Consider the following 18,028-nt stretch of genomic DNA (forward strand, 5'->3'; position numbering starts at 1 on the left):
TGTAAAATTAAATATTTTAAGGAGGATTTAAATGCTAAAATTATTTTTGACATTCTTTAAGATTGGTGCTTTTACTTTTGGCGGTGGATATGCTATGGTTCCTCTTATTCAAGATGAATTGGTTACTAAACAACATCTTGTAGATGAAGATGAATTTTTAGATTATCTTTCAATTGCACAAAGTTATCCAGGTGTTTTAGCAGCAAATATTTCTATTCTTTTGGGATATAGGATAAATGGTATTAAAGGTGTTTTAGTTTGTTTGTTAGGAGCTACTATGCCTTCATTTTGTATAGTTATAACACTTGCTTATCTATATTTTGCCAATACATCATCTAATATACTAGATGGATTTTTTAATGGAGTTAATCCTGTCGTAATTGCACTTATATTATATTCATTTATAAAAATGTTAGATAAACTTCCTAAAAATAAAAGAAACATTATATTTTTAATTATTTCTTTTGTTTCTGTGGCTTTCTTCAATATAAGTCCAATATATTTAATATTATTAGGAGGTGTTTATAGCCTATGTCTAAAATAGTGCTTCTTTTTCTTATATTTTTAAAAATCGGTGCATTTAGCTTTGGTGGTGGATATGCTATGCTTCCTTTTATCCAACAAGAATTTATAAATAAATATCACTTTATTACAAATCAAGAATTTTTGGATTTATTAGCAATTTCTCAATCTACACCAGGTCCAATAGCAATAAATAGTGCTACTTTTGTAGGGTTTAAAACTGCTGGATTTTGGGGATCTTTAGCTGCTTCTATCGGTGTTGTTATATTTTCATTAGTAGGTCTTACTATCATATCACATTTATTAGATAAATTTATGAATAATAAAAGAGTAGAAAATTTATTATTAGTTTTAAGACCGATTACTTTAGGATTTATTTTAGCCGCAGCTGTTTCTTCAGGTAAGGAACTTCATTGGGGACTTTATGAAATTATTGCTTTTTTAGTAGCTTTATATCTTTTAAAAACAGAAAAAATCGGATCTATAGCAATAGTGTTTGTATTTGGTGCTATAGGAGTTTTTATGACATTTATATAAAAAAAATTACTGTGTATTTATTACACAGTAATTTTTTTATACTAATTTTCTTTGTAAACTATTGTTGGTTTTACATCGTCATTTATAACAGATTCTTTAGTTACAACAACTTTTTCTACATTTTCCTCTGATGGTACTTCATACATTGTATCCATCATTATATTTTCAACTATACTTCTAAGACCTCTTGCACCAGTATTTCTTTCTATAGCTTTTTTAGCTATTTCTTTAAGAGCATCATCTTCAAATTCAAGTTCTACATCTTCAATTGCAAATAATTTCTTATACTGTTTCACTAATGCATTTTTAGGTTCTTTTAATATAGTTACTAGTGCTTCTTCATCTAACATATTTAATGTAGCTATTACAGGTATTCTACCTATAAATTCAGGTATTATACCAAATTTAAGTAAATCTTCAGGTAATACATTTTCATATATTTTACCTATATCAAGATTTTTCTTACTTTCTATTTTAGCTCCAAATCCTAATGTTTTTTCACTAGATCTTCTTTGGATTATTTGTTCTAATCCATCAAAAGCTCCACCTAATATGAATAATATATTAGTTGTATCTATTTTTATAAATTCCCGGTTTGGATGTTTTCTTCCACCTTGTGGTGGTACGTTTGCAACTGTTCCTTCTAATATTTTTAAAAGTGCCTGCTGTACCCCTTCACCACTTACATCTCTTGTTATAGATACATTTTCAGATTTTCTAGCTATTTTATCTATTTCGTCGATATATATTATACCTTTTTGGGCTTTTTCAACATCAGAATCAGCTGCTTGTATAAGTTTTAAAAGTATATTTTCAACATCTTCACCAACATATCCAGCTTCTGTAAGTGCTGTTGCATCTGCCATAGCAAATGGAACGTTTAAAGTTTTTGCTAATGTCTGAGCAAGTAAGGTTTTACCTGATCCTGTTGGTCCTAAAAGTAATATATTACTTTTCTGAATATCTACATCATTTTCAGAATTGCTATATATTCTTTTGTAATGATTATACACTGCAACTGAAAGAGCTTTTTTAGCTTTTTCTTGACCAATTACATAATCATTTAATATTTCCATCATTTCTTTTGGTTTTGGAAGTGATTCTATTGATGTTGTTTCTTCACTTGCTTCTTCAAATTCTTCTTTGATTATATCTTCGCAAAGTTCAACACATTCATCACATATGCAAACATCTGGACCTGCAATAAGTCTTCTTACCTGATCTTGAGTTTTCCCGCAAAAAGAGCATTTCAGCTGTTTTTTATCATCAAATTTTGCCATTAAAATTCCCCTCTCTTATAACGGTTTATTTGTTATAACTTCATCTATTAATCCATATTCTAAAGCTTCTGGTGCTTCCATGAAGTTATCTCTTTCTGTATCAGCCATTATTTTTTCAAGTGGTTGACCTGTATTTTCAGAAAGTATCGTATTTAATTTTTCTTTCATTCTTATAATTCTTTTTGCCCGTATTTCTATTTCAGTCGCTTGACCTTGAGCTCCACCTAGTGGTTGATGAATCATTATTTCACTATTTGGAAGAGCATATCTTTTTCCTTTAGCACCTGATGAAAGTAAAAATGCTCCCATAGATGCTGCCATTCCTATACATATAGTACTAACATCTGGTTTTATATAATTCATAGTATCATATATAGCCATACCAGCTGTTATACTTCCACCTGGTGAATTTATATATAGATGAATGTCTTTATCAGGGTCTTCAGCTTCAAGGAATAAAAGTTGAGCTACTATAAGTCCTGCTGTATCATCATTTACTTCATCACATAAGAATATTATTCTATCTTTTAATAGTCTAGAGAATATATCATAAGATCTTTCCCCACGTCCTGTTTGTTCAACAACATAAGGTACTAATGCCATTTTATATTTAACCCCTTTCTTTTTTACATTCAATATAAGGCTGTCTAAATGTATTTATTACGATTTAGGCAGCCTTGTTATTTCATAATATTTAATAGACTATGCTATTGTAGCATTTTCAACTAAGAAGTCTATTGTTTTTCTTACTTTAACCTGACCAGCTATATCTTCTAAATCTTCTGGTCTTAATACTTTTTTAACTTCTGCAGCTTCCATTTTATACATTTCAGCCATTTTAGCTACTTCTGCATCTACTTCTTCTTCAGTAGCTTCTATATTTTCAAGTTTTCCAACTTCTTCTAATACAAGAGATCCTCTTACTAACTGTATAGCATCTTCTCTTCTTTCTTCTTTTAAACCATCTAGGTTTTTACCAGTTATTTCTAATAACTGTTCCATCTGTAATCCCTGACTCTGTAACTGGAATGCTAATTCATTCATCATTCTATTTAACTGTTCTTCAACCATAGAGTTTGGAGTTTCAAAATCAGCTTCTTCAGCTATTTTATTTACTATTTCATTTCTTATTTGACTTTCTGCAAAGTTTTTAGCTTCTTCTTCTAATTTAGCTTTTATATCAGCTTTTAATTCTTCTACTGTTTCAAATTCTGTTGTGTCAGAAACGAATTCATCATTTAATTCTGGAACTTCTTTTACTTTTATAGCATTTATTTTAACTTCAAATTTAGCTGGTTTTCCTGCTAAATCTGTTCTTGAATATTCTTCTGGGAAAGTAACATTAACTTCTACTTCTTCATTTAATGATTTTCCAGTTAACTGTTCTTCAAAGTTATCTATGAAAGTATTTGAACCTATTGTTAATTCATAACCTTCTGCATTTCCACCTTCGAATTCAACTCCGTCAACAAATCCTTTAAAGTCTATGTTTACTATATCTCCATTTTCAACATTTCTTTCAACGTCTACTAATCTAGAGTTATTTTCTAACATTCTATTTAATTCTTCAGTTACCATTTCTTCAGTTACTTCAGGTACATCTTTTTTAACTTCTACACCTTTGTACTGTCCTAATTTAACTTCTGGTCTAACTTCTACTTCTACTGACATAACTAAACCATTGTCTTTGCTTATTTCATCAACATCTATTGATGGAGCAGCTATTGGGCTTATTTCTGTTTCTTTTATAGCTACTTCGAATACTTCTGGGAATATAGCATCTATTGCATCACCGTAGAATATTCCTTCTCCATAGTTCATTTCTATTATTTTTCTAGGAGCTTTACCTTTTCTGAAACCTGGTATATTGTATCTACCTCTTGTTTTTTTATAAGCTTTTTCTACAGCTCCGTTAAATTTATCGTAGTCTACTGCTATTTTTAAAGTAACTACGTTACCTTCTTTTTTTAGTAATTCTGCTTTCATCTTCTAAAATTCCTCCTGATATACGTCTAATATAATCTTTTATGGTATTTTTATCCATTATAAAATTCTATATAACCACTTAATTATATCACATAACTTTTTTTAAATACAACCTTTCTTATGATTATATTTCAATTTCTTTAACTTTTATATTGCTATCTTCTATTTCCAATATAGCAAAACCTCTTTTAGTCCCACCTCTTGGTAGTGCAAGGCTTCCTGGATTTATATATAAAACTCCATCAATTACATCTGAAAATGTTTCATGAGAATGACCAAATACTACTATATCTGCACCCTCTCTTTCCGCTTTTGTTTTTAAAAAATTAAGACCATATTTTACATCGTATCTATGTCCATGACAAACAAAAAATTTCTTTCCTGCAAAATCGAATAGTAATTCTTCTTCTGCATCTTCATAATCACAATTTCCTACAACTGCCATAACACCAACACTTGTTTCACTGTATATATATCTAGCATCAGAATAATTATCTCCAGCATGTATAATAAGGTCACAATTTTTTAAATATGGAATTGCTTTATCTATACATTTTATCATTCTATGAGTATCACTAACTATTCCTATTTTCATTATCTCACAACCCTTTTTATAAATTCTTCTTTCATCTTTTTAAGTGCATTTGCTCTATGACTTATTTTATTTTTTATATCTGGTTCTATTTCTCCAAATGTAGTTTCATAACCTTCTGGTACAAACATACAATCATATCCAAATCCATTTTCGCCATACTCTTCAAAGGTAATTTTCCCTTCTACAGTTCCTCTAACTGTAAATTCTTTTCCATCAGGAAGAACAACACCTATTGCACTTACAAATCTTGCAGTTCTTTTTTCCATAGGCACATCTTTCATTGCTTCAAATAATTTTATTCTATTTTCTTCATCAGTTGCATTTTCTCCAGCATATCTCGCTGAATATATACCCGGTTTTCCATCTAAATAATCTACAACTAATCCAGAATCATCTGCAATAGATATTTTTTTTGTTAATTTTCCTATAGTTCTCGCTTTAATTAATGCATTATGTTCAAAAGTTTTTCCATCTTCTATTATTTCTATACCGTCTAAATTTACATCTTTTAATGAATATATATTATAATCAAAATCTTTTAATATATCTCCTATTTCTTCAAGTTTATGCTTATTTCCGGTAGCTATTACTACATCTTTTCCGTAGTCCATTCCTAAAACTTCATCTCCAATTTCTGGAATTGCTTCTCTTTGAATTTTTATTAATTCTTTATTTCCTTTTTCTCCAAGTTCTAATAATTTATTTAAATCTTCCCTGCTAAATGGAGCTTCTTCTCCTGTTCCTTGAACTTCTACAAATTCTCCCTTATCTGTCATTACAAAATTCATATCTACTTTTGCTGATGAATCTTCTTCGTAACAAAGATCTAAAATATGATTATTATCTACTATACCTGCACTTATTGCTGATACAAAGTTTTTTATTGGCAATTTTTTTATTTCTTTATTTTTATAAAGTCCATATATAGCTTGTGCTGCTGCTACAAAACCACCTGTTATAGAAGCTGTTCTTGTTCCACCATCAGCTTGTATAACATCACAGTCTATCCATATTGTTCTTTCTCCTAATAACTCTAAATCTATTACAGATCTTATCGCTCTTCCTATTAATCTTTGTATTTCTTGAGTTCTTCCATCTATTTTACCTTTTACAGAATCTCTTATTTTTCTTTGATGAGTTGCTCTTGGTAGCATAGAATATTCAGCATTTATCCACCCTGTACCAGTATTTCTAAGAAATGGTGGTACTTTATTTTCTACCGTAGCTGTACATATTACTTTTGTTTCTCCCATTTCTATAAGTACAGATCCTTCAGCATACTTAGTGTAATTTGTTGTTATTTTAACTCTTCTTATTTCGTCTTTTAGTCTTCCTGATTTTCTTTGCATATAAAAATTCACCTCTTATTTTAATTAAAGAATATTCTCTATATAATATAGGATTATATATTTTTTATTATTTATATATCTAGTTCTTTAAATACTTCCGATTTATCTACCATTTCAGATATTTTTAAAAATTCTTCTTCATCTATAACTCTTATTCCAAGATCATTTGCCTTAGTCAGCTTAGAACCTGCAGCTTCTCCAGCCAATACAAATGTAGTAGATTTACTTACACTTGCTACTGCTTTACCGCCTCTAAGTTCTATTATTTCTTTTGCTTGATTTCTTTTTAACGTTGGAAGTGTACCCGTTAAAACTATTTTCATACCTTCAAATATTTTAGCTATTCCTTCTGATTTATCTTCACCTGCTTCAGTATTTACACCTGCTTCTTTTAATTTATTAATAACTAATAAATTTTTTTCTTCTGCAAAAAATTCAACAACACTTTCAGACATTATACTTCCAAATTCCTCTAGTTGTTGTAGTCTTTCAACATCTGCATCTATAATTTCATCTAAATTCTTAAAATTAGACGCAAGTATTTTTGCTCCTTTTACTCCGACAAATTTTATTCCTAAACCATTTATAAGTCTCCATAAATCATTTGATTTAGATTTTTCAATTGCTTTTATTAAATTATTTGCTGATTTTTCTCCCATTCTTTCTAATGGAATTATATCCTCTTTTTTTAGATAATATATATCTGATATATCTTTTATTAAATTTTCTTTTAATAATAATGTTATTATAGATTCTCCCATTCCATCTATATCCATAGCTTCTCTAGAAACAAAATGTATCATACCTCTTCTTATCTGAGCAGGACAAGAAATATTTATACATTTTACTGCTGCTTCACCATCCAATCTTACTGTTGGTTCTCCACATGCTGGACATACTTTAGGCATAACAAAATCTTTTTCTTCACCTGTTCTATCTTCTTTTACTACTTCTACTATTTGAGGTATAATATCACCTGCTTTTTGCACTATTACATGATCAAATAATTTTATATCTTTTTCTCTTATGAAATCTTCATTATGAAGAGTTGCTCTACTTACAGATGTTCCTGCAAGTCTTACTGTTTCAAGTATTGCAGTTGGTGTAATTGTTCCTGTTCTACCAACTTCTACTTCTATATCTAGAATTTTACTTTTTTTTCTCTCAGCTGGAAATTTATATGCTATAGCCCATCTTGGACTTTTCGCTGTAAATCCCATAATATTTCTTTTTGAAATATCATTTACTTTTACAACCATACCATCTATGTCGAATTTTAAATTTCCTCTATTTTCAGTCCAATACTCTATAAATTCTATAACTTCATCTATATTTTTACATTTTTTATAATTCTCACTTACTGAAAATCCTAATTTCTTTAAATATTCTAGTGAATCAGAATGTGTTTTTATATCTTCTAATTCATCTATATTCTCTAAATTAAATATAAATATATCTAAAGGTCTTTTTGCTGTTAATTTAGAATCTAATTGTCTAAGAGAACCTGCTGCAAGATTTCTAGGATTTGCAAATATTTGTAAATCATGTTCTTCTTGATACTCATTTACTTTTTCAAAATTTTCTTTTGATATATATACTTCTCCTCTTACTATTATCTCTCTTTTATCTTCTATTTTTAATGGTATACTTTTTATTGTCATTGCATTTTTAGAAATATCTTCTCCAATAAGGCCATTCCCTCTAGTAGCTGCATATTTGAATTCTCCATTTTCATAAGTAATACCAACAGAAAGACCATCTATTTTAAATTCAACTACATACTCTGTATCTTCTCCAGTCATTTCTTTTACTCTTTTATCAAAATCTCTCAAATCTTTTGCTGAATAAGCATTTGATAAACTTAGCATAGGATTTTTATGTGTTATCTGTTCAAATTTATCAAGTGCAACCCCTCCTACTCTATTTGTAGGTGAATCTATTCTTTTTAATTCTGGATTTTCTTCTTCTAATTTTATAAGTTCTTTCATTAGATTATCGTACTCAAAATCAGAAATTTCTGGAGTATCTTGATTATAATATTTATCGCTATGATAGTTTAATGTATTTATTAAATTTTCTATCCTTATTTCTATATCTTTTTTTTCCATATATTCCTCTCTAGTCAATTAAAATTTTATTATTTCTTCTTATATATAGATTATCATACTTCTTAATTTTCTTCACTTTTTTAATTTCATTTAATTAAGTTATTTTTTCAACTTTTGTAATAATTTTAATAAAAAAAGAGAGTCTTTCAACTCTCCAATATTTAAAATTTTGTTTATTCAAAATCATAATCACTTATTTTTCTCATAAGTGTTCTAACTTCTCCTATCATATATAAAGAACCTGCACTTATTATAACACTATCTTTATCAGATATTTCTATAGTTCTTTTTAGAGCATCCTCTATATTATCCACAGATTCCACATGTTTTGTGTATTTTTCTATTTTTTTCTTTAATTTATTTGCTGATATTTTTCTAGGATTGTTTGGTTCTGTAACAATAATTTTTGTAAATGACGGAACTAATATATCTAATACAGAATCTATATCTTTATCCTCTAACATTCCTATCATAAGTATTAATTTCTTATTTTTAAAATTTTTGTCTATTACATTTTTTAATGATTTAGCTCCATCTTCGTTATGAGCTCCATCAATTATGAAAGTAGGATTTTCCATTATTTTTTCTACTCTTCCAGGCCATTTTGTTTCCTTTATTCCTAGTTTTATACTTTCATCTGTAATATTTTCTATTTTATTACTTTTTCTTAGATACTCTATTGCATTTATAGCAGTTATACAATTTTTTACTTGATGTTCTCCAATTAAATTTATTTCCATATTTTTAAATGATTTATTTCCTATTGTGAAATTAAATTTTTGAGAATTTATATCATTCTTTATTATTGCAATACTATCAAATTTAGCTTCTATATAATCTGTATTTTTCTCTTTTGCAATGTTTTTTAGTACATTTTCAGCATTTTCACTTTGAGAATATACAACAACCGCAGAATTTTCTTTTATTATTCCACCTTTTTCATAACTTATTTTTTCTATTGTATCTCCAAGAACTTTTGTATGGTCTAAACTTATTGAAGTAATTACACTAATTAACGGTTCTTTTATTATATTTGTAGAATCGTATCTTCCTCCAAGTCCAACTTCTAAAACAACATAATCAACTTTCTCCCATTTATATATTAAAAATGCCATTGCTGTTACAAGTTCAAACTCTGTTGGAGAAGAATAACCTTCTTCTATCATTTTTTCAACCCGCACTTTTATTTCTGATATAGCTTTTGCTATTTGTTCATCTGATATATTTTTTCCATTTATTCTTATTCTTTCATTGAAAACTTCTAAAAATGGTGATGTAAAAAGTCCTACTTTATAACCACTCTTTTCTAAAATTTTAGCTATAAAAGAACAAACTGAACCCTTCCCATTTGTGCCCGCAACATGAATTATTTTTAATCCATTCTGTGGGTTTCCTAGTTTTTCCATAAGTTTTTCAGTTGTTTCTAAGCCTAATTTCATTCCAAATTTATGACTATTAGATATATATTTCAAAGCTTCTTGATAATCCATATTTTCCTCCAATCACAAAGAGATGTACAAAAGTGTACATCTCCTTACTTTTATAAAATGATATTTAAGAAAGTTTTGACTGTATACTTGCTAATCTTTCTTCTACTGATTTCATCATTTCTTCAAATTTTTCTTTTTTAGCTTTTTCTTCATCAACTAATTTCTGAGGTGCTTTTGCCAAGAATCCTTGGTTAGATAATTTTCCGTTAACTCTTTTTATTTCACCTTCAAGTTTAGCTTTTTCTTTATTTAATCTTTCTAATTCTTTTTCAAAGTCAACTAACTCATTAAGTGGTATAAATATTTTAACTCCATCTATAACAACACTAACTGCATCCTCTGGTATTCCTTCTTCATTTTCTCTAACTTCAACTTCTGATGCAGATGCTAAAGTTTTGAAGTAGTCTTTTCCAGCTTCAACAGCTTCCATTTTTTCTTCAGTTGGAACCATTATAACTTTTGCTTTTTTAGACGGTGGAACATTCATTTCAGATCTTACATTTCTTACATTTCTTATTCCTTCCATCATTATATCCATCATAGCTTCTTCTTTAGCCATATTATCTTCTTCATTAAATTCTGGCCATTCAGATACTATTATCATTCCATTTGCTGTTGGAAGATGATCGAATATTTCTTCTGTTATAAATGGTATAAATGGATGAAGAAGTTTTAATATTTTTTCAAGTACATATGTTAATGTGTAAAGAGCTGCTTTTTTAGCTTCTATATCATCTCCATAAAGTCTTGGTTTTACCATTTCTATATACCAGTCACAGTATTCAGACCAAGTAAAGTCATATGCTTTCTGAAGAGCCATTCCTAATTCAAATTTATCCATATTATGAGTAACATCTTTAACTACATTGTTAGCTCTAGATATTATCCATTTATCAGCTAATGTTAAGTTTACTTCAACATCTTTTCTAGTTACATTTGCCATCATTTCTTCGTCCCAGTTCATGAATACGAATCTTGAAGCATTCCATAATTTATTTGCAAAGTTTCTAGCAAATTCTACTCTTTCCATATAGAATCTCATATCATTTCCCGGAGAGTTACCTGTTATTAATGTAAATCTCAGTGCATCTGCTCCAAATTGTTCTATTATTTCTAATGGATCTATACCATTTCCTAAAGATTTACTCATTTTTCTACCTTGAGAATCTCTTACAAGACCATGTATTAAAACATGAGAGAATGGTTTTTCTTCCATACAGAACATTGCAGCAAATGCCATTCTAACTACCCAGAAGAATATTATATCATATCCTGTAACAAGTACATTTGTTGGATAGTAGTAATTTAATTCTTCTGTATTATTTGGCCAACCAAGTGTAGAGAATGGCCATAAAGCAGATGAGAACCAAGTATCTAGTACATCTTCATCTTGTTTGAAGTGAGTTGAGCCACATTTAGAACATTTTTCTGGCATCTCTCTAGCAACTACTACTTCTCCACATTCTTGACAATAATATGCTGGTATCTGATGTCCCCACCATAACTGTCTTGAGATACACCAATCTCTTATATTTTCAAGCCACTGTAAATATGTTTTGTCAAACTTATCTGGCACAAACTGTAATTCTTTATCTTTTAGTATTTTTATAGCAGGTTCTGCTAATTTATCCATTTTTACAAACCATTGCTCAGAAAGTCTTGGTTCTATAGTTGTATGACATCTGTAGCAAGTACCTACAGCATGTTCATGCTCTTTTATTTTTATTAAGAATCCTTCTTCTTTTAAGTCTTCTATTATTGCTTTTCTACATTCATATCTGTCCATTCCAGCATATTTACCGGCATCTTCATTCATTGTTCCATCTTCGTTCATAACGTTGATTTCTTCAAGATTGTGTCTTAGACCAACTTCAAAGTCATTAGGGTCGTGAGCTGGAGTCATTTTAACAACACCAGTACCAAATTCCATATCAACATATTCATCTGCAACTATTGGTAATTCTCTTCCTACTAATGGAAGTATTGCTGTTTTACCAACTATATCTGCATATCTTTCATCATTAGGGTTGACTGCAATCCCAGAATCTCCTAACATAGTTTCTGGTCTTGTTGTTGCAACTTCAAGGAATTTATCACTATCTTTTAAGAAATATTTTACATGATAGAAATTACCTGGTTGATCTTCATGTTCTACTTCTGCATCTGAAAGTGTAGTCTTACAGTTTGGACACCAGTTTATTATTCTATGTCCTCTGTATATATGTCCTTTTTCATATAATTTTATGAAAAATTCTTTAACAGCATCGTTACAACCCTGATCCATTGTAAATCTCTGTCTATCCCAGTCACAAGAATCTCCTAATTTTTTTAATTGGTTTTCTATTTTTCCACCGAATTCTTCTTTCCAAGCCCAAGCTCTTTTCATGAATTCGTCTCTACCTATTTCGTATTTTGATTTTCCTTCTTCTTGTTTTATTCTTTCAACAACCTTTACTTCTGTTGCTATTGATGCATGGTCAGTACCTGGTACCCATAAAGATTCAAAACCTTGCATTCTTTTCCATCTTATTAATACATCCTGAAGTGTATGGTCTAGTGCATGCCCCATATGTAACTGTCCTGTTATATTTGGTGGTGGCATCATTATTGTAAAAGGTTTTTTATCTTTATTTGGTTTTGAAGAAAAATAACCTTTTTCCATCCACTCATCGTAAAGTCTTGATTCAAATTCTTTTGGATCATAAGTCTTATTTAGATTTGTTTCCATCTTAAATTCCTCCATATAATATATTTTCGTAATAAAAAAGAGCCTTTCAATCCTATCTAAGGACGAAAAGCTCGCGTTACCACCTTAATTCCGAGAAAATTTCTCGACTCTCTACAGAATATAACGGTTCTACCCGTCCAAACCTACTAAACTCAGTTTGGAAACTCCAAAGCTACCTTCTTCAGCTCTTACTCCTAAAAATCTTTCAGCCAATGGATTTTTCTCTCTGATGGAAGTCACTGAATACTCCTCTTCTTCAACGTCTTTTATATAATTAATACTTTAATTATATACAGTTATAACTTATATTGTCAACATTCTTAAAATAAAATTATTTTTTAATATTTTTTATATCAATATATCTTTTTTCATTCTTCAAATATATTTCAAAGTATAGGAGAAATTTACTATTTATTAAGTAAATATAAAAAAAAATTAAATACCACCTTTTCTCAACTATATCTTAACCAAATCTTCCGTTTATATAATCTTCTGTTCTTTTGTCCATTGGATTTTCAAATATTGTTTTTGTATCATTAAATTCTACAACTTCTCCATTTAAGAAAAATGCTGTATCATCAGATATTCTATTTGCCTGTTGCATATTATGAGTTACTATTACGATAGTATATTTTCCTTTTAATTCTTCTATTAATTCTTCAACTTTTCCTGTTGATATAGGATCAAGTGCAGATGTTGGCTCGTCCATTAATATTACCTCAGGTTTCATAGCAATTGCTCTAGCTATACAAAGTCTTTGTTGCTGTCCTCCTGATAAACCAAGTGCAGAACTTTTTAATCTATCTTTTACCTCATCCCAAATAGCTGCTCCTTTTAAACTTTCTTCAACTATTTTGTCTAATTCTTTCTTGTCTTTTATTCCCTGAATTTTTGGACCATAAGTTATATTCTCGTATATACTCATTGGAAATGGATTTGGTTTTTGAAATACCATACCAACTTTTGTTCTTAATTCTATTACATTTTGTTTATTTATATCTTCTCCGTCTAGATTAATTTCTCCATAAATTTTTACATTATCTATTAAATCATTCATTTTATTTAAAGTCCTTATAAATGTAGATTTTCCACATCCTGAAGGTCCTATAAGTGCAGTAACTTTTCCCTCTTTTATATTCATATTTATATCTTTTAATGCTTGTTTTTCACCATAATAAAGGTCTAAATCTCTTACAGATATTTTGGTTTTATTATATATTTCCATTTAAATATTCTCCTTATAAATAAATTTTATTAAATTTATATTTTAATTTATGTATATTTTAAATTATTAAAATTAGTATTTAGCTTTACTTAATTTCTTTCCTGCAAATTTTGCTAATGTATTTAATACCAACACTATTACTATTAAAATTATTCCTATTGAAGACGCTGTGACTATATCTCCACTTTCTTTTGTTAGAAGGTATGAGTGAACTGTTAAAGTTCTAGCACTACTCATAATTCCTTCAGGTAATTTTGCAACTGTTCCTGCTGTTAATAATATAGCAGCTGATTCTCCAATAACACGACCTATAGAAAGTATCACTCCAGATATTATTCCAGGCATGGCACTAGGTACAATAACTTTATATAATGTTTGTAATTTAGTAGCTCCAAGTGCAAAAGATGCTTCTCTATAGCTTTGTGGTACAGTTTTTAATGCTTCTTCTGTAGTTCTTATAATTACAGGCAATATTATTATCGCAACTGTTAGTGAACCTGATAATAATGAATATCCCATTTTCATAAAAGATACAAAGAATATTCCACCAAATAAGCCGTATATTATAGATGGAATACCAGCTAAACTTTCTGTACAAAATCGTATTGAAGATACTAATCTACCTTGTTTTGCGTATTCTTGTAAATATATAGCCGAAAGTATTCCAATTGGTGCAGAAACTAAAATTGCTATTAACACTGTATATACAGTAGCAATAATCATAGGATAAACTCCTCCATCACCAGATGTTTGATAATCACTAAAAATAAAATTAAGACTTATATTACCTATGCCTTTATAGAAAATATATCCTACTATAACTATTAGCATTGATACTGTAATAAATGCAGATAAATAAATTAAATTTTTTAATATGTTATCCTTTAGACTTCTAGATTTATTCATTATTTCACCGCTTTCTTTGTTATTTTATTAAGTACTATATTTAAAATTAGAATAAATGTAAATAATACAACTCCTGTTGCAAATAACATCTCTTGATGTGTTCCATAAGCATATCCCATTTCAAGTGCAATGTTTGTTGTAAGTGGTCTGACGCTATCTGTTATACTTGTTGGTATTGTAGGTGAATTTCCTGCAACAAGTATTACTGCCATTGTTTCCCCTAAAGCCCTACCTATTCCAAGCACAACTGCTGCTAGTATTCCTGATTTTGCTGCTGGTAGAATTACTTTGAATATCGTTTCTATTTTTGATGCTCCTAATGCATATGAGCCTTCTTTATATGCATTATCTACTGATCTTATAGCAGTTTCTGATACTGATACAATAGTCGGTAACATCATTATTGAAAGTACCAATATTACAGCTAATAAACTTTGTCCTTTTGGAAGATTAAATATACTCTGTATACCTGGAACTATAACTGCAAGTCCAAACATTCCATAAAGTACTGACGGTATTCCTGCTAATAGTTCTACTGCTGATGATATTTTAGATGATAATTTTTTAGGTGCTATTTCTGCTATAAATATTGCTGTAAGTATTCCTATAGATGTTCCTATAACTATAGAACCAAAAGTTGCAAGAAGTGATGCTATTATCATAGGTGCTATTCCAAATAATTTTGATGATGGTACCCATTCAGTTCCTGTAAGAAAACTTATTATTGAGTATCCTTCAGTTAAAAATGGTTTTGAACCTTTATAAAATACAAATCCTGTTATAACTACTAAACTTATTATAGATATTGTTGCACTTACTAAAAATATATACTTCATAATTCTATCTAAAGCATATTTTGTATTTAAGTTTTTTATTTTTTTATCTTTGATTTTTGATGATTCCATTATTTCTGTGTTTATTGACATATTACTCCTCCTAAAATACTTTTGTTTTGTTTTTTCTCTCTTTTCATCACAAAATATATTTTAGTTTATATTTTTTAAATCTATATTTAATTACAGTTAAAATTTTCGTAAAACTATTAATTCTATTTAACAGATTTAACAATTTTTAAGTTATTTTATTCTATAAAATAAAGAAATCCCCTATAAATATATAATAGGAGATTCTTTATCTTGTATTTTATTTTGGGTTAACTAATTAATTTTTATAAATCCTTCTTCTTCCATTATTTTCTGACCTTCATCACTTAATATAAAGTCTATTAATTTTTTTCCATTTTCAGATAATCCTTCTTGTTTATCTACTAAAATGAATGGTCTTGATATAGGATAACTTGAATTAACTACATTTTCATCTGTTGGTTCTGCATTATCTATACTTAAAGCATTTATACTTTCATCAACATATCCAAAAGATATATATCCTATTGAGTTTTCATTTCCTTCTATAGTTGATTTTATATTACCAGAACCATCGCTTATCTGTGCATCTTTTAATAATTCTGTAGATTCAAATCCTAATATTTCTTGGAATCCATCTCTTGTTCCTGAACCTTCTTCTCTAGATACAACAACTATTGGAGCATCATTTCCTCCAACTTCTTTCCAATTTTTTATTTTTCCTGTATAAATATCTTTTACTTGCTCTTTAGTAAGATTTTTTACTTTATTATTTTTATTTGTTATAACTGCTATTCCATCTGTAGCAATTTTTGTTTCCTGTAGTCCTGCATTTTTTTCTTCATCTTTTAAATCTCTAGATGACATTCCTATTTCAGATACTCCATCAATTACATTTTTTATACCTGCTGAAGAACCTATCTGCTGTATTTCAACACTAATTCCTTCATTATTTTTTTCAAATTGTTCTGCAACTTTTTCCATAGATGGTCCTATTGATGTAGAACCTGAAACACTTATTGCTGTTTTTGTTCCTGCTGAAGAACCATTATCTTCTGTTTTTCCACATCCTGTAGATAGTACTCCTATTGCTAGTATTCCTGCTAATAAAAGTGATATTCTCTTGTTTTTCATCTTAATATTCCTCCGCTTTTATAAATTATTTATTAATTATTACATTATCTATGATAAATAATTTATATTAAGTTAATATTATAAATCTGTTAATGCAGAGTAAAGTAAGTTAATATTTTGAAATTAATTTAATATTTATAAAACAATCATATTTCCATATAAAAAAAGTTGCTACAATAAATTTCATTGTAACAACTCTTTTTTTAATAAAATCCCATTTTATCTACATATTCTATTACTATTTCATCCATTTTATCTTCTGCTTTTTCTATAGATTTGCATCCTTTAAATATTGGATTTCTATATTTATGAGATAAAAGTTCTTCCTTTTTATTTTGTATTCCCAAAACATATTTTGACCTAATAAAATCATTTTTTTCAACATATGATATATGTTTTATATATTTTATTGATCTAAATAATATTTGTGCCTTTCTTAAATCATTTTCAATGCATGTATAATAAAGAACTGCTGTATTTATAAGTCCTCTAAAATACATTTTTTCATTTGATTTTTTGAATCTATTTGGATTTCCATCTCTAAGATTCCATATTATTTCTTCTATTTTATATCCAGAATATTTTCCATCTATTATCTTCTGAAATAATAATGTCTGTGCTGCTATACAAAGAGAAACTATATTCTCATCAGTTATTTCTATTTCTTCCAATTCTTTTTCTAATCTTGATGTTAAATATTTTTTAGTATCTTCAGATATAACTTTTTCACCTATTAATGAGTTTGAATACATTATAGATGTTTTAAATATTTCATCTTTTTTTATATTATTAAAATTCGTTCCATCCCCATATAAAAAACTTGGTATACACATAGTAAAATCTATTATTAATGTAGATAATATAAGAATTGGTAATTTAAAATATACTCCAAAAATTATGCATACTATAGATAGAAATAAATCACTTTTAGGGCCTGCTAAAAGCACTCTTTTCCAAGCAATTGTATGTCTATCATATTCTAGGTCATTTCTAATTTCATTATTTTCAATATGTGCTCTTCCAAGATAAGTTCCTTGTAATCTATTTTTTTCTATTTTTATAAATTTTTTATCTTCTCTTATTATTATAATTGGACCTGCATATAATCTTGTAAACCTAAGTCCATTCATTTCAGCTACTTTTCCATGCATAAATTCATGAAATAATACAAATATACTAATCTGTATTAAAAAACATACTGATATATAAAATATATTAATATCTAAATACGCTATTCCAAAACCAATAAAAGCTCCTATCGAAGTATATATAAGAAGTCTAATAAATCTATATAGTATATTCAAA

General features: G+C 28.3%; 15 protein-coding genes and 1 other annotated feature. Of the genes, 2 read left to right on the forward strand and 13 right to left on the reverse strand.

The window, feature by feature from the left end; genetic code table 11:
• Positions 1-31 precede the first annotated feature (31 nt).
• Positions 32-544, forward strand: coding sequence for a chromate transporter (locus Q1J78_RS06490; RefSeq protein WP_300278011.1), 513 nt, complete (start codon positions 32-34; stop codon positions 542-544).
• Positions 532-1,059: a chromate transporter gene (locus Q1J78_RS06495; protein ID WP_300278014.1), complete on the forward strand. Its 528-nt coding sequence runs from the start codon at positions 532-534 to the stop codon at positions 1,057-1,059. Before Q1J78_RS06490 ends, Q1J78_RS06495 begins: the two co-directional genes overlap by 13 nt.
• Positions 1,060-1,100: 41 nt before the next feature.
• Here the strand turns inward: Q1J78_RS06495 and clpX are convergent, their stop codons facing one another.
• The 13 genes from clpX to Q1J78_RS06560 all read right to left on the reverse strand — a co-directional run bounded on the left by clpX (position 1,101) and on the right by Q1J78_RS06560 (position 18,027).
• Positions 1,101-2,339, reverse strand: a complete 1,239-nt coding sequence (gene clpX, locus Q1J78_RS06500; protein ID WP_300278017.1) for an ATP-dependent Clp protease ATP-binding subunit ClpX — start codon at positions 2,337-2,339, stop codon at positions 1,101-1,103.
• A 15-nt stretch (positions 2,340-2,354) separates the two neighbouring features.
• Positions 2,355-2,942: an ATP-dependent Clp endopeptidase proteolytic subunit ClpP gene (gene clpP / locus Q1J78_RS06505; RefSeq protein WP_300278020.1), complete on the reverse strand. Its 588-nt coding sequence runs from the start codon at positions 2,940-2,942 to the stop codon at positions 2,355-2,357.
• Between the two features lie 99 nt (positions 2,943-3,041).
• Positions 3,042-4,325, reverse strand: a complete 1,284-nt coding sequence (gene tig, locus Q1J78_RS06510; RefSeq protein ID WP_300278023.1) for a trigger factor — start codon at positions 4,323-4,325, stop codon at positions 3,042-3,044.
• Positions 4,326-4,449: 124 nt separating this feature from the next.
• A complete protein-coding gene (locus Q1J78_RS06515) occupies positions 4,450-4,920 on the reverse strand; it encodes a metallophosphoesterase (RefSeq protein WP_300278026.1) in 471 nt (156 codons plus the stop codon).
• Positions 4,920-6,269 carry a ribonuclease PH gene (gene rph / locus Q1J78_RS06520; protein ID WP_300278029.1) on the reverse strand — a complete coding sequence of 450 codons (1,350 nt, stop codon included), beginning with the start codon at positions 6,267-6,269 and terminating at the stop codon, positions 4,920-4,922. The genes Q1J78_RS06515 and rph overlap by 1 nt, the downstream gene beginning before the upstream one ends.
• A gap of 71 nt (positions 6,270-6,340) precedes the next feature.
• Entirely contained in the window at positions 6,341-8,377 is a 2,037-nt protein-coding gene (gene ligA, locus Q1J78_RS06525) for an NAD-dependent DNA ligase LigA (RefSeq protein WP_300278032.1), read from the reverse strand.
• 173 nt (positions 8,378-8,550) lie between these two features.
• Entirely contained in the window at positions 8,551-9,867 is a 1,317-nt protein-coding gene (locus Q1J78_RS06530) for a bifunctional folylpolyglutamate synthase/dihydrofolate synthase (protein WP_300278035.1), read from the reverse strand.
• A gap of 64 nt (positions 9,868-9,931) precedes the next feature.
• Positions 9,932-12,595, reverse strand: a complete 2,664-nt coding sequence (locus Q1J78_RS06535) for a valine--tRNA ligase (protein ID WP_300278038.1) — start codon at positions 12,593-12,595, stop codon at positions 9,932-9,934.
• Positions 12,596-12,650: 55 nt separating this feature from the next.
• Positions 12,651-12,864: a binding site (T-box leader), on the reverse strand.
• 194 nt (positions 12,865-13,058) lie between these two features.
• Positions 13,059-13,820, reverse strand: coding sequence for a phosphate ABC transporter ATP-binding protein PstB (gene pstB, locus Q1J78_RS06540; protein ID WP_300278040.1), 762 nt, complete (start codon positions 13,818-13,820; stop codon positions 13,059-13,061).
• A gap of 72 nt (positions 13,821-13,892) precedes the next feature.
• Positions 13,893-14,726: a phosphate ABC transporter permease PstA gene (gene pstA / locus Q1J78_RS06545; RefSeq protein ID WP_300278042.1), complete on the reverse strand. Its 834-nt coding sequence runs from the start codon at positions 14,724-14,726 to the stop codon at positions 13,893-13,895.
• Entirely contained in the window at positions 14,726-15,652 is a 927-nt protein-coding gene (gene pstC, locus Q1J78_RS06550; RefSeq protein ID WP_300278045.1) for a phosphate ABC transporter permease subunit PstC, read from the reverse strand. The genes pstA and pstC overlap by 1 nt, the downstream gene beginning before the upstream one ends.
• 231 nt (positions 15,653-15,883) lie before the next feature.
• Positions 15,884-16,723, reverse strand: a complete 840-nt coding sequence (locus Q1J78_RS06555; RefSeq protein WP_300278048.1) for a phosphate ABC transporter substrate-binding protein — start codon at positions 16,721-16,723, stop codon at positions 15,884-15,886.
• A 203-nt stretch (positions 16,724-16,926) separates the two neighbouring features.
• A complete protein-coding gene (locus Q1J78_RS06560; protein WP_300278051.1) occupies positions 16,927-18,027 on the reverse strand; it encodes a site-2 protease family protein in 1,101 nt (366 codons plus the stop codon).
• Position 18,028 lies beyond the last annotated feature (1 nt).

This window comes from Peptacetobacter sp. (assembly GCF_029264495.1).
Lineage (GTDB): Bacteria > Bacillota > Clostridia > Peptostreptococcales > Peptostreptococcaceae > Peptacetobacter.

Bases quoted from the DNA above. Each gene is read 5' to 3' on its own strand.
- Q1J78_RS06490 (WP_300278011.1), top strand. From the start codon at position 32: ATGCTAAAATTATTTTTGACATTCTTTAAGATTGGTGCTTTTACTTTT.
- Q1J78_RS06495 (WP_300278014.1), top strand. From the start codon at position 532: ATGTCTAAAATAGTGCTTCTTTTTCTTATATTTTTAAAAATCGGTGCA.
- clpX (WP_300278017.1), bottom strand. From the start codon at position 2,339: ATGGCAAAATTTGATGATAAAAAACAGCTGAAATGCTCTTTTTGCGGG.
- clpP (WP_300278020.1), bottom strand. From the start codon at position 2,942: ATGGCATTAGTACCTTATGTTGTTGAACAAACAGGACGTGGGGAAAGA.
- tig (WP_300278023.1), bottom strand. From the start codon at position 4,325: ATGAAAGCAGAATTACTAAAAAAAGAAGGTAACGTAGTTACTTTAAAA.
- Q1J78_RS06515 (WP_300278026.1), bottom strand. From the start codon at position 4,920: ATGAAAATAGGAATAGTTAGTGATACTCATAGAATGATAAAATGTATA.
- rph (WP_300278029.1), bottom strand. From the start codon at position 6,269: ATGCAAAGAAAATCAGGAAGACTAAAAGACGAAATAAGAAGAGTTAAA.
- ligA (WP_300278032.1), bottom strand. From the start codon at position 8,377: ATGGAAAAAAAAGATATAGAAATAAGGATAGAAAATTTAATAAATACA.
- Q1J78_RS06530 (WP_300278035.1), bottom strand. From the start codon at position 9,867: ATGGATTATCAAGAAGCTTTGAAATATATATCTAATAGTCATAAATTT.
- Q1J78_RS06535 (WP_300278038.1), bottom strand. From the start codon at position 12,595: ATGGAAACAAATCTAAATAAGACTTATGATCCAAAAGAATTTGAATCA.
- pstB (WP_300278040.1), bottom strand. From the start codon at position 13,820: ATGGAAATATATAATAAAACCAAAATATCTGTAAGAGATTTAGACCTT.
- pstA (WP_300278042.1), bottom strand. From the start codon at position 14,726: ATGAATAAATCTAGAAGTCTAAAGGATAACATATTAAAAAATTTAATT.
- pstC (WP_300278045.1), bottom strand. From the start codon at position 15,652: ATGTCAATAAACACAGAAATAATGGAATCATCAAAAATCAAAGATAAA.
- Q1J78_RS06555 (WP_300278048.1), bottom strand. From the start codon at position 16,723: ATGAAAAACAAGAGAATATCACTTTTATTAGCAGGAATACTAGCAATA.